This window comes from Rhizobium sp. 25PS6, from assembly GCF_032464655.1.
GTDB lineage: Bacteria > Pseudomonadota > Alphaproteobacteria > Rhizobiales > Rhizobiaceae > Rhizobium > Rhizobium laguerreae.
Genome location: NZ_JAWDIV010000013.1, coordinates 70,512 through 83,355, shown reverse-complemented (window position 1 = coordinate 83,355; position 12,844 = coordinate 70,512). Strand labels below are relative to the sequence as shown.

Annotated in this window: 9 protein-coding genes; 1 reads left to right on the top strand and 8 read right to left on the bottom strand. The window is 62.8% G+C overall.

The annotated features are described in order from the left end of the window. The 5 genes from topA to RWK44_RS19640 all read right to left on the bottom strand — a co-directional run bounded on the left by topA (position 1) and on the right by RWK44_RS19640 (position 6,943). Positions 1-2,655 (bottom strand): type I DNA topoisomerase, encoded by a 2,655-nt coding sequence (topA, locus tag RWK44_RS19660; protein ID WP_221946212.1) that lies wholly within the window; start codon positions 2,653-2,655, stop codon positions 1-3. 204 nt (positions 2,656-2,859) lie between these two features. After that, the gene (dprA, locus tag RWK44_RS19655; protein ID WP_168282642.1) at positions 2,860-4,002 is read right to left on the bottom strand and encodes a DNA-processing protein DprA; all 1,143 of its coding nucleotides are present in this window, start codon (positions 4,000-4,002) and stop codon (positions 2,860-2,862) included. After that, positions 4,002-4,622 (bottom strand): glycerol-3-phosphate 1-O-acyltransferase PlsY, encoded by a 621-nt coding sequence (plsY, locus tag RWK44_RS19650; protein WP_316029285.1) that lies wholly within the window; start codon positions 4,620-4,622, stop codon positions 4,002-4,004. Before plsY ends, dprA begins: the two co-directional genes overlap by 1 nt. Positions 4,623-4,700: 78 nt before the next feature. Beyond that, positions 4,701-5,990 (bottom strand): dihydroorotase, encoded by a 1,290-nt coding sequence (locus RWK44_RS19645; protein WP_020049518.1) that lies wholly within the window; start codon positions 5,988-5,990, stop codon positions 4,701-4,703. Further along, positions 5,987-6,943, bottom strand: a complete 957-nt coding sequence (locus RWK44_RS19640; RefSeq protein ID WP_316029284.1) for an aspartate carbamoyltransferase catalytic subunit — start codon at positions 6,941-6,943, stop codon at positions 5,987-5,989. The genes RWK44_RS19645 and RWK44_RS19640 overlap by 4 nt, the downstream gene beginning before the upstream one ends. 179 nt (positions 6,944-7,122) lie before the next feature. Between RWK44_RS19640 and RWK44_RS19635 the strand changes: the two genes are divergently transcribed. Continuing rightward, the gene (locus tag RWK44_RS19635; protein WP_168282634.1) at positions 7,123-8,781 is read left to right on the top strand and encodes an acyl-CoA dehydrogenase family protein; all 1,659 of its coding nucleotides are present in this window, start codon (positions 7,123-7,125) and stop codon (positions 8,779-8,781) included. Between the two features lie 190 nt (positions 8,782-8,971). Here RWK44_RS19635 and vapC read toward each other — a convergent pair whose 3' ends face one another. From vapC to RWK44_RS19620, 3 genes are all read right to left on the bottom strand, one after another. Beyond that, positions 8,972-9,361, bottom strand: a complete 390-nt coding sequence (gene vapC / locus RWK44_RS19630; protein WP_131664206.1) for a type II toxin-antitoxin system VapC family toxin — start codon at positions 9,359-9,361, stop codon at positions 8,972-8,974. Beyond that, a complete protein-coding gene (locus RWK44_RS19625) occupies positions 9,358-9,567 on the bottom strand; it encodes a type II toxin-antitoxin system VapB family antitoxin (protein WP_003547469.1) in 210 nt (69 codons plus the stop codon). The genes vapC and RWK44_RS19625 overlap by 4 nt, the downstream gene beginning before the upstream one ends. A 144-nt stretch (positions 9,568-9,711) precedes the next feature. After that, the gene (locus tag RWK44_RS19620) at positions 9,712-12,582 is read right to left on the bottom strand and encodes an Rne/Rng family ribonuclease (protein WP_131664205.1); all 2,871 of its coding nucleotides are present in this window, start codon (positions 12,580-12,582) and stop codon (positions 9,712-9,714) included. Positions 12,583-12,844: the final 262 nt, after the last annotated feature.

The following is a 12,844-nucleotide window of genomic DNA, read 5'->3' as shown; positions in this document are numbered from 1 at the left end:
TCAGCCCTTTTTCGATTTCGCGGGCGCTTTCGCCTTCGTTGTTTTCGGCTTGGCGGCCGTCTTGGTGGTCTTGGCTTCGGCGGCTGCCGCCTTCGGCTTGGCTTTCGCCTTGGCCGCTTTGCCCACAGGCGCCTTGCCGGCCTTTTCGGCGATCAGCGCAAGCGCCTCCTCGACGGTGATCGCCTGGGGATCCTTGCCCTTCGGCAGCGTGGCGTTGACCTTGCCCCAGTTGACATAGGGGCCGTATTTGCCGTCGCGAACGGTGATGGCGCCGCCATCAGGATGATCACCGAGCGTCTTCAGCGCCGCCGGCGTGCCGCGCGCACCCCGGCCCGGGGCCTGTTTCGCCTTTTCGGCGATAACAGTCACGGCGCGGTTGAGGCCGACCGAGAACACGTCCTCGACGGTTTCCAGATTGGCATAGGAGCCGTCGTGCAGGAGGAACGGCCCGTAGCGACCGATGCCGGACGAGATCATCTTGCCCGATTCGGGATGTTTGCCGATATCGCGCGGCAGCGAGATCAGCGCCATCGCCTTTTCATAATCGATGTCCTCGGGCTTCCAGCCCTTCGGCAGCGAAGCGCGTTTGGCTTCCTTGCCGTCGCCGCGCTGGATATAAGGGCCGAAGCGGCCGGAACGCAGCGTCAGTTCCTCGCCGGTCGTCGGATCGGTGCCGAGGTTCTTCGGCTCGTTGAGCGCTGCGCCGTCCGCTTCTCCGCCGTTTTCGGAGGAGAGCTGGCGGGTGTAGTTGCAGTCCGGATAGTTCGAGCAGCCGACGAAGGCGCCGTATTTGCCGAGCTTCAGCGACAGGTTGCCGGTGCCGCAGACCTGACAGATGCGCGGGTCGCTGCCGTCCTCCCGTTTCGGGAAGACGAGGGGTGCCAGCGCCTCGTTCAGCGAATCGAGCACGTTGGTGACGCGCAGTTCCTTGGTGTCCTCGATCTGGGCGAAGAAATCCTTCCAGAAATCGCGCAGCACCTGCTTCCAGTTCAACTCGCCGGCGGAAATCCGGTCAAGCTTCTCTTCGAGATCGGCGGTGAAGTCGTATTCGACATATTTGGTGAAGAAGCTCTCGAGGAAAGCGGTCACCAGCCGGCCCTTGGCCTGCGGGATCAGCTTGCGCTTGTCGATCGTCACATAATCGCGGTCGCGCAGTGTCGCGAGCGTCGCGGCATAGGTGGAGGGGCGGCCGATGCCGAGCTCTTCCATCTTCTTGATCAGCGAGGCTTCCGAATAGCGCGGCGGCGGTTCGGTGAAATGCTGCGTCGAATTGATCTTCTGCTTGGCGAGCGTCTCGCGCGCGTTGATCTCCGGCAGGCGGCCATCCTCGTCGCCGTCGTCGCTCTGCTCGCCGTCCTCCTTCTGGTCGGTATAGGCGGCGATGAAACCATCGAAGCGGATGACCGAACCGACGGCGCGCAGACCGGCTTTCTCACCCTTGTTGTCGGCGGTGATTTCAGCCGTCGTGCGCTCGATCTCGGCCGACGCCATCTGGCTGGCGATGCCGCGCTTCCAGATCAGCTCGTAGAGCCGGATCTGGTCGGCATCGAGGAATTTGCGCACACGGTCGGGCGAGCGGTCGAAATCGGTCGGGCGGATCGCCTCGTGCGCCTCCTGGGCGTTCTTCGCCTTGGTCGAGTAGAAGCGCGGCTTTTCCGGCATGTAGCGCTGGCCGAACTGGTCGACGATGGCGCTGCGCGCCGCGTCGATCGCCTCTGGCGCCATCTGCACGCCGTCGGTTCGCATATAGGTGATGAGACCGACCGTCTCGCCGCCGATATCGACGCCCTCATAGAGCCTTTGCGCGATCTGCATGGTGCGCGAAGCGGAGAAGCCGAGATTGGAGGAGGCGGCCTGCTGCAGCGTCGAGGTCGTAAACGGCGGTCCCGGGTTGCGCTTGACCGGTTTCGCCTCGACCGTGTCGACGACATAGCTCGCACCTTCGAGCAAGGCCTTCAGCCGGCCGGCATCCTCGCCGTTGCTGATAGCGCGCGGCTGCAGCCGTTTGCCGTTCGCCGAAACCAGCCTCGCCTCGAACTCGTCGCCGCGCGGCGTCTTCAGAAGCGCCGAGATGTTCCAGTATTCTTCGGAAATGAAGCGCTCGATCTCGGATTCACGGTCACAGACGAGGCGAAGCGCCACCGACTGAACGCGGCCGGCCGAACGTGCGCCGGGCAGCTTGCGCCACAGTACCGGCGAAAGATTGAAGCCGACGAGATAATCGAGCGCGCGGCGCGCGAGGTAGGCATCGACCAGCGGCACGTCGATGTCGCGCGGATCGGCCATCGCGTCGAGCACCGCCTTCTTGGTGATCGCATTGAAGACGACGCGCTTGACCGGTTTGCCGTTCAGCACGCGCTTCTTGTTCAGCATGTCGAGAACGTGCCAGGAAATCGCTTCGCCTTCGCGATCCGGGTCGGTCGCGAGAAACAGGCCATCGGCGGACTTCACCGCGTCGGCAATGTCCTTCATCCGCTTGGCGGAGGCGCTATCGACCTCCCAAAGCATTTCGAAATCCTGATCAGGAAGAACTGAGCCGTCCTTGGCAGGCAGATCGCGCACATGGCCGAAGGAGGCGAGCACTTTGTATCCCGGACCCAGATACTTATTGATCGTCTTGGCCTTGGCAGGCGATTCCACCACTACAACATTCATGATGATTCTCTAAAAAGGAAACGACGCCAGCGTTGAAGCCAGCGCGACACACACCGCAACATGGATATCGGCCCTCCGACATGGACAGGGAAATCGCCGCGGTCAAGGGGTTTGCTATAATTTTACCTCTTGTGTCTTCTGCAGCCGAAGGGAGAGTATCGACGGAATACAATTACAGATAGTCTATAAAAGGTTTTCACAGGTTCAATCGGAAAGCGAGACGAGACCGCCCTGATACCGGTGCAGCCTGCCTGATATATCGAGTTCCAGAAGGATGAGATAGACCGCGGATGCTGACAGGCCGGTATGGCGGATGACGTCGTCGATCTCGACCGGCGTCGGCCCGAGCGCATCGATGATGCGGCTTCGATCGGAATCGTCTGGTGGCACCGACATTGGCTTGCCGTCAGGTGCCCGTTCCTCCGCCATCGATGATGGGAACAGGTCGAATTGCGCAAGCGGCGCCAGGGCCTCGACGACATCGGCGGGTGCGGTGACGATCGAAGCGCCGTCCTTCAGCAGGCCGTTGGTGCCATGGCAGCGCGGATCGAGCGGCGAACCGGGCACGGCAAACACCAGGCGGCCGAACTCGCCGGCAAGCCGCGCCGTGATCAGCGAACCCGAACGCGTCGCCGCTTCGATGACGACGAGGCCGAGCCCGATGCCGGCGATCAGCCGGTTTCGGCGTGGGAAGTCGCGGGCGCGGGGTTCCCAGCCGAAGGGCATCTCGCTCACCGCCAGGCCATTGCCGCCGGTTATCTCTTCGAGCAGGCCGATATTCTCCGGCGGGTAGGGCTGGTCGAGGCCGCCGGCGAGTGCTGCGATCGTGCCCGTGTCGAGGCTTGCCCGGTGGGCAGCGGTGTCTATGCCGCGCGCCAGGCCGGAGACCACGGTATATCCAGCCCGGCCGCAGTCGCGCGCCACCATCGCCGCGAATTTCGCGCCTGCGATCGAGGCGTTGCGCGAGCCGACGATACCGACGGCCGGTCGTTTGGCAGCGGCCAGCGCGCCCTTGACGGCCAGAAGCGGCGGCGCGCCGTCGATCTGCTTCAGCGCTTGCGGATAGTCCGGTTCACCGATGCCGACGAAGCGGGCGCCGAAGCGACGTGCCGCCTCCAGCTCCCGATGCGCCTCGGCCTCGCTGGCGATGCGGATTGCCCGTGTCGCGCCGCCGCGCGCCGAAAGCTCCGGCAATGCGGCAAGTGCTGCCTCGGCCGAACCGAAATGATTGATGAGGTCACGAAAGGTGGCAGGGCCGATATTGTCGGAACGGATGAGGCGCAGCCAGGCAATTCTTTGCCGCTCGGTCAGCACGACGCCTTTCGGTCCGGCGCTTAGCGCATCCATTATCCCTTTGCCCCGATCTTGCTTTCCGTCCCGCCCATCAGGCGCGAAATATTCGCTCTATGCTTCCAGTAGGAGATGAGGGTCATGATCGCCATGACAGCTGCAACCTTTTCATTGCCCAATATCCACAGTGCAACTGGAATGACAAGCATGGCAACCAGCGCCGACAGTGAGGAGTAGCGGGTGGTGAAAGCGACCGCCAGCCAGACGGCGGCGAAGAGCACGACCATGATCGGGGCAACGCCGAGCAGCGTGCCGATATAGGTGGCGACACCCTTGCCGCCTTTGAAGCCGATCCAGAACGGGAAAAGATGGCCGATAAAGGCGAAGAAGCCGGCGATGATTGCGGCTTCCTCACCGAGGAAATAGCCGACGACCCAGGCCGCGGCCGATGCCTTCAGCGCATCGAGCAGCAACGTCGCCGCGGCGAGCGTCCGGTTTCCTGTTCTCAGCACATTGGTCGCGCCGATATTGCCGGAGCCGATGCTGCGCACGTCGCCGAGGCCGGCGGCGCGCGTGAGGATCAGGCCGAATGGGATCGAGCCGAAGAGATAACCGATAACGGCGGCGGCAAGCGCGATCGGCAGCGTGATTTGCCATGACATGAGATTGGATAACATATGCCCCCTCAGCCTCTCCGTGGCCTATCCTCGAGTCAGCCTTCTCCCGCTGGGGGATGGACGGCGATCGTGTCGGTTCTAAATTGCGTGGACAAGCTTTCCCGAGACGTATGTCGCGACCGCCCGCCCACTGAAGCGCGCATCCTCGAACGGCGTATTCTTCGAGCGGGAGAGAAGCATGTCTTTGGCGACAAGCCAAGGCTCATCGAGATCGATCAGCGCGATATCGGCCGCAGCGCCCGGCTTCAGCGTCCCGGCATTGAGGCCGAAAATCTGAGCAGGGCGGGTCGACATGGCGTCGATCAGGCGCATCAGGCTCACCTGGCCGCCATGGTGAAGCCTGAGCGCTGCCGCAAGCATGGTTTCGAGGCCGATCGCGCCGTCCTCCGCCTCGCCGAAGGGCAGGCGCTTCGTATCGACGTCCTGCGGGTCATGCGAAGAGACAATGATATCGATCGCGCCGCTCGCAAGGGCGTCGGCCATCGCCACCCGGTCGTCTTCCGGGCGCAGCGGCGGATAGAGCTTGAAGAAGGTGCGGTATTCGCCGATGTCGTTTTCGTTGAGCGCCAGATTGTTGATCGAGATGCCACAGGTCACCTTGGCGCCGCGACCACGGGCGCGCTCGATCGCCTCGACCGATTCCGGCACCGAGATCATCGCGGCGTGATAACGGCCGCGCGTCAGCTGCGCGATCCTCAGATCGCGTTCGAGCGGGATGAGTTCGGCTTCCCTCGGAATGCCGGAAAGCCCGAGCCAGCTGGCAAAAAGCCCCTCATGCATGACGCCGTTGGCGCCGAGATATTTGTCGCGCGTCTCGCAGGACACGACAGCGCCGAATTCGCGCGCATAGGTCATGATCCGGCGCAGCACCTGTGTGTCGTGGACGCTGGAATGCGCATCGGTGAAGGCAACTGCGCCCGCCTGCATCAGCAGGCCGATCTCCGTCATCTCCTCGCCGGCAAGGCCCTTGGTGATGGCGGCTGCCGGATAGACGTTGACGGCGGCCGTATCCCGCGCCGTCTTCTTGACGAATTCGACGAGCGCGATGTCGTCGATGATGGGATCGGTGTCCGGCATCATGATGATCGAGGTGACGCCGCCGGCGGCTGCCGCCCGGCTCACCGAGGCGATCGTTTCGCGGTGTTCGCCGCCGGGTTCGCCGACATGGACGCGCGCATCGACGAGGCCGGGCGTCGCGACAAGGCCCGTGCAGTCGCGGATGACGGCGCCATCAGGTGCGCCCTGGTTCTGCGCCTTGTGGCCGGCGGCGAGAATCACGCCGTTTTCGGCAATGATCGTCCCGATCTCGTCGAGATTGCGCGACGGGTCGATGATACGGACGTTCTTGAGGACGATCGGGTTGCTCATGCCATCATTCCATCGCTTCGGGGACCCTGGTTCTGCGAGACGAGCAGCGTCTCCATGACGGCCATGCGCACCGCGACCCCCATTTCCACCTGTTCGGCGATCACGCTCTGCGGCCCGTCCGCTACTTCCGAAGCGATCTCAACGCCGCGGTTCATCGGGCCGGGATGCATGACGAGCGCATCCTCCTTCGCCGCTTTCAGCGTTTCGGCGTCGAGCCCGTAGAAGTGATAGTATTCGCGCACCGAAGGCACGAAGGCGCCGGACATGCGCTCGCGCTGCAGCCGCAGCATCATCACCACATCGGCGTCCTTCAGCCCGTCCTCCATCGAATGGAAGACCTCGACGCCCATCTCGGCGATGCCGGCAGGCAGGAGGGTTGCGGGCGCGACGACACGGACGCGGGCGCCCATCGCGTTGAGCAGCAGGATATTGGAGCGCGCCACCCGCGAATGCAGCACGTCGCCGCAAATCGCCACGATGATGCGCGACAGCTTGCCCTTGGCGCGGCGGATCGTCAGCGCGTCGAGCAGCGCCTGGGTCGGATGTTCGTGCTGCCCGTCGCCGGCATTGACGACTGAGCAGGAGACCTTCTGGGCGAGAAGGGCGGCCGCACCCGCGCTCGAATGCCGGATCACCAGCACATCGGGGCGCATCGCATTCAGCGTCATCGCCGTATCGATCAGCGTTTCGCCTTTCTTCACAGAGGAATTGCCGACCGACATGTTCATGACGTCGGCGCCGAGCCGTTTACCGGCAAGCTCGAAGGAGGCCTGCGTGCGGGTCGATGCCTCGAAGAAGAGGTTGATCTGCGTCAGCCCACGCAGCGTCGACGTTTTCTTTTCTCTCTGGCGGCTGATCTTGACGGCCTCGTCCGCCTTGTCGAGAAGGCAGGTGATATCCTGCTCGGTGAGGCCCTTGATGCCGATGAGGTGGCGGTGGGGGAAAAAGACCATGAACCTGCCTCTTGCTGTCTCTGGCGGGTCTATAAAGAGTGCTGCCCGCCGGGGCAAGCATGTGCTGTGGGCAAAGGCTTATGTCCCCATGCATTTTCGCCCGAATTCCGATAGAGCAGAATGAACCGAATCATAACTTCCGGTTTCCCTTTGCCGGGTTCTTACACTAGAAGCGAATTATGACCTCCGCCAACCGGACTGACGACAAACTCGCAGAACTCAACCAGCCGAGCCTGTGGTCCGGCATCAACGCCTATCGGTCCGATCCGCTGATCGTCGACCTGACGGCGGCCCTGCCGCGCGGCATCCGCGAAGACCTGGAAAACATGGGCCGCTACGTCACCTCGCCGGAGGCGCAGGAGATGGCGCGTATGGCGAACCAGGGCGCGCCGCAGCTGCGCACCCACGGTCCGCGTGGCGAGCGCCTCGACGTCGTCGAATTCCACCCCGCCTGGCATGCATTGATGCGCCGCTCCATGTCGGTCGGTCTGCATTCCTCCGTCTGGGATCCCCAGGCCGATACCGACGCCAAGGACGAGGCCCATAAGGTTCGCGCCGCGCGGTTTTATCTGACGGCGCAGCTGGAATCCGGCCATCTCTGCCCGCTGACGATGACGAGCGCCTCCGTTGCGGCACTCTCGGCTTCGCCCGCGGTCCAGAAGGACTGGGCGCCGAAAATCCTCTCGCGCAAATATGATTCGTCGAACAAGCCCGCCATGCAGAAATCCGCCGTGACCATCGGCATGGGCATGACGGAAAAGCAGGGCGGCACGGATGTGCGCGCCAACAGGAGCGCTGCCGAAAAGGTCAGCGAGGGCATCTACCGGCTGTCCGGGCACAAATGGTTCATGTCGGCGCCGATGAGCGATGCCTTCATCATGCTGGCGCAGACGAAGGAGGGCATGGGCTGCTTTCTTGTGCCGCGCCTTCTGGAGGATGGTTCCGCCAACGGGCTGCAGTTCCAGCGGTTGAAGGACAAGGTCGGCAACCGCTCCAACGCCTCTTCCGAGGTCGAATTCTCAGACACGTTCGGTTTCCTGCTCGGTGGTCCGGATGCCGGCATTCGCACCATCCTCGACATGGTGACGCTGACCCGGCTCGACTGCGCCCTGGCCTCGTCAGGCATGATGCGCGCCTCGCTCGCCGAAGCCGTGCACCACACCCGCGGCCGCAGCGTCTTCGGCAAGATGCTCGTCAACCAGCCGATCATGACGCGCGTGCTCGCCGACATGGCGCTCGATGTTGCCGCCGCGACGGCACTGTCCTTCCGTCTTGCCGACGCCTTCGACAAGGCGCGCGGCAATGCCGAGGAAGCGGCCTATGCCCGTGTCATGACGCCGGTCGCCAAATACTGGTGCTGCAAGATCGCGCCCGCGCTGATCTACGAGGCTATGGAATGCATCGGCGGCAATGGCTACATCGAAGAGCGCCCGATCGCCCGCCATTACCGTGAGGCTCCCGTCAACGCCATCTGGGAAGGCTCCGGCAACGTCATGGCGCTTGACGTGCTGCGCGTGCTCAACCGCGGCAAGGATCTGTTCGAAACGGTCTTTGCCGGCCTTGCCCGCGATCTCGGCCCGGCCGGCAAGAAGACCATCGACGTGCTGCGCGCCGCAATCGCGCTGTGCGAACAGGATGAGGGCGCCGCGCGCCTTCTCGTCGAGCAGCTGGCGCTCGCCGCCGGTGCAGCCGAACTCTATCGCCTTGGGGCAGGGCGCATTGCCGATGCCTTCATCGAGACGCGTCTTGCCGGCGGTTGGCGCTCCACTTACGGCATGCTCGATTCCCGCTTCGACGCCAGCTACATCGTCGACCTGCTGTATCCCCCGGCCGCCTGATCGCCGCCGAGGGATGATGATCGCGCTTCGCTGCGTTGAACCAAGCGATATAGAAGCGCTTTGCGCCGTCTCGTTACCCTCGATGGCGGTCGTTGATGCCGCTCATCTGTCGGGATGGTAGGATGGCGAGAGCACCTATTCCGCACTTTCCATGGGGAGCAACCGATCTGTCCGATCGGGCTCTCTGAAGTCAGGCGATCTTGAGGCCGAGATGCTCGGTCATCGGATCAAAGTCGCGATCATCGTGCAAGAGCGCATAGCCTTCCTCAATGCAGAAGGTGCCGATGATCACATCGATGGTCTTGCGCACCGTGATGCCGCGTTCTCGTAGCAGGCGATAGTTGCGAGCCGCCTTGACGGCGAGGCTGTCGCCAAGCATCGGGCTGACTGTGAACTGGCGTAGGCTTTCTTCGATCACTGATGCATGGCGTTCATTGCGCGCGCCCTGAAGCACTTCCAAAAGGATCAGGTCTCCGACAACAATATCCAGCGGATCCTCGATGTTCTGCAGCCGCCATCTGGCGGCGCTTTCTACCCCACGCAGATGCGCAATCCAGACCGAACTGTCGACGACGATCACCGTTTATCGTCGGGCCGGTCGCGACGTATCACGTCGAGGTCGCCTTCCCAACCTATTCCTGCAAGGTTTGCGATGGCATTGCCACGGCGGTGCCTCTCGACAAGATTTTGCAAAGCTTGTTCGACGGTGGCCTTTTTTGTCGCCAGTCCGGTGGCGGTCATTGCCGCGTCGAGCAAGGCATCATCGATATCTATATTCGTCCGCACGATCACGCCTCATGTGTATGAATATCACGAAATATACACATCTGCGCCACGTTATTCAAGCTCGGCCACGAGCCCTCGTCATAAACGAAAATCCGGCCGCGTCGCCGCGGCCGGATTTCAGTGTTTACGTCCGAAAATTAGCGTTCAAAAGAAGCCACGGCGCTGCCACCAGCCGGCTTTCTTCGGCTTGCCGTCATCGCCTTCGCCATTCTCGACGCGGGTGGATTTCACCGTCGGCTCGGAGGAGGAGATGTTGGATTCGCGGTTGGCGCGAACCGGCTTTGCTTCTTCCTGAACTGATGTTTCGAGATCGGCGGAGGCTTCCACCAATTCCGGTTCGGCCTCGGCCACAGGGGCCGTCTCTGCAACCGGTTCCTCGACCGGCGTTGCGGCCGGTTTGCGGCGGCCGCGGGCGCGGGCGGGCTTTACCTCTTCGGTTATGACAGGCGCGCTCTCGACGGCTGCCATCGCGGCCTGGCCTTCGTCGGCCTGTTCGGCAATCGCCTCGACCGCTACGGCTTCGCTCGGAGCGCCGTCGTTCGAAACGTCATCGCCTTCGTCTTCGTCGCCGCCATTGTCTTCACCGGCTTCGCCGGCCGTCAGTTCGGAGCCATCTTCGGCGCGATTGCGGCGGCCGCCACGCTTGCCGCGACGCCGGCGCTTGCGGCGCTGCGATTCCTCGCTTTCAGCGCGTGTCTCGGGCGTGGCCTCGGCGTTTTCATCACCTTCGCCGCCCTCGTCGTCGCCTTCCTCATCCTCGTCGCCAGCTTCGCCTGCTGATACCGGCTGTTCGGAATTGCCGTTGCGGCCGCGGCGGCGCCTGCGGCGCTTGCGCTTGCGGTTGCCGTCAGCTTCGCCTTCCGCGCGTGCCGCGACGGGCCGCTCGGCAACGACCGGCTTTTCCTCGAGTTCCTCGTCTTCCTCCTCATCCACTTCGATGACGATATCGTCGTCGTCATCCTCAGGAATGGCTGCGAAGTTGAAGAGGGTTTCGATCTTGACCGGGTTTTCCACCGGCTCGCCGCGATCGATCGCGAAATGTTGCGCGCCGACCGAGCCGTCCGCATCGATGATGATCGCGACGCCGAAGCGGCTCTCATAATCGACGATCGTCTGGCGCTTGTGGTTGAGCAGGTAGAGCGCGATGTCAGGCGTGGTGCGCACGGTGATGTTGTGCGTGGTGTTCTTCAGCAGATATTCCTCGATGCCGCGCAGGACATGCAGGGCGACGGAGGACTGCGAACGCACATGGCCGCTACCGCCGCAATGCGAGCAGACCTGCGTGGTCGATTCGAGAACCGAAGCGCGGATGCGCTGGCGCGACATTTCGAGCAGGCCGAAATGCGAGATCCGGCCGACCTGGATGCGGGCGCGGTCGTTCTTCAGGCATTCCTTCAGCTTCTTCTCGACGGCGCGGTTGTTGCGCTTCTCTTCCATGTCGATGAAGTCGATGACGATCAGGCCGGCAAGGTCGCGAAGGCGAAGCTGGCGGGCGACTTCGTCTGCAGCCTCGAGGTTCGTCTGCAGCGCGGTGTCTTCGATCGAATGTTCGCGAGTCGAGCGGCCGGAGTTGACGTCGATCGAGACCAGCGCTTCGGTCTGGTTCATGATCAAGTAGCCGCCAGACTTCAGCGTCACCTGCGGCTGCAGCATGCGGTCGAGCTGAGCCTCGATGCCGGAACGCGAAAAGATCGGATGGATGTCGCGGTAGGGCTGAACCACCTTGGCATGGCTCGGCATCAGCATCTTCATGAAGTCTTTCGCTTCACGATAGCCTTCTTCGCCGGAAACGATGACTTCGCTGATATCCTTGTTGTAGAGGTCGCGGATCGAACGCTTGATCAGCGAGCCCTCCTCATAGACGAGGCAGGGAGCCGTGGACGCCAGCGTCAGCGTGCGCACATTCTCCCAGAGGCGCATCAGATATTCGAAGTCGCGCTTGACCTCGACCTTGGTGCGGTTGGCACCGGCGGTGCGAAGGATGACGCCCATGCCCTGCGGCACCTCAAGCAGGCGCGCAATTTCCTTCAGGCGCTTGCGGTCGGCAGGGTTGGTGATCTTGCGGGAAATGCCGCCGCCGCGCGCCGTGTTCGGCATCAGCACAGAATAGCGGCCGGCGAGCGAGAGATAGGTTGTAAGGGCTGCACCCTTGTTGCCGCGCTCTTCCTTGGCGACCTGCACGAGCAGGATCTGGCGGCGCTTGATCACTTCCTGAATGCGGTACTGCTTGCGCGGCTTGCGCTGCACGCGGTCCGGCACTTCTTCCATCGCGTCTTCGGCGCCGACGGATTCGATGACTTCCTCTTCACCGTGATCGTCATCGTCGTCGTCGTCATCGTGGCGACGCTTGCTGGTATCGACGTCCTCGGAAATCGAGTCGGTTTCCACCATCGCAGCCATCGCGCCGCCGGTCGAACCGTCATCCTCATTGTCGACGCTCGAAGCGCCTTCGGCTTCGACGTCTGTGGGAACAGCATCCTCGGTCGCGGTCGTTTCGGTAACCGGTTCTACGACCTTCTTGCGGCTGCGGCGCGGCCTTGCCTTCTTGGCCGGCGCTTCCTCGGTGGCCTCGGGTGATGCCGCGGCCTCTACCGCTGCGGTCTCTTCCGTTACGGCAGCCGTTTCCGGCGCCTCTGCCGGAACGATGCCGACATCCGGCTGATCCTGCTTGGAAAGATCGACCATCGGTGCGGTTTCGACATGCTCGACATCTTCGTCGCGGCGATGCTCCTCGGCTTCGGCCCGAAGCAGTGCCTGACGGTCGGCAAGCGGTATCTGATAATAGTCGGGATGGATTTCGGCGAAGGCCAGGAAGCCGTGCCGGTTGCCGCCGTAATCGACGAAGGCGGCCTGCAGCGAGGGTTCGACCCTCGTTACCTTTGCAAGATAGATGTTGCCGCGGATCTGCTTCTTGTGCTGGGACTCGAAGTCAAATTCTTCTATGCGGTTCCCGCGAACGACAACGACGCGCGTCTCTTCCTCGTGAGACGCATCGATAAGCATTTTGTCTGCCATGAAAGCTGTGCTCCTCGGCGTGGCCGCGAGAGCGCATTCCCGACTGCTGTTGAGACAGAAAGAATGCGGTCCACTGTAGCCGCGCCGGATAATGAAAGTCGCGCCTGATGCGAGGGGGAGGGCAGCAGCCAGACCGCAGCCGGAACCATTTCGGTCCGGGGCCTGTACACTTCAGATAAAACCTGCTGCGAAACCATCAACAACCAAGCGTGATCGACAAATACGAAGACCCGTTCGGGTCCGATGAGTTTGCTCCCTGAGA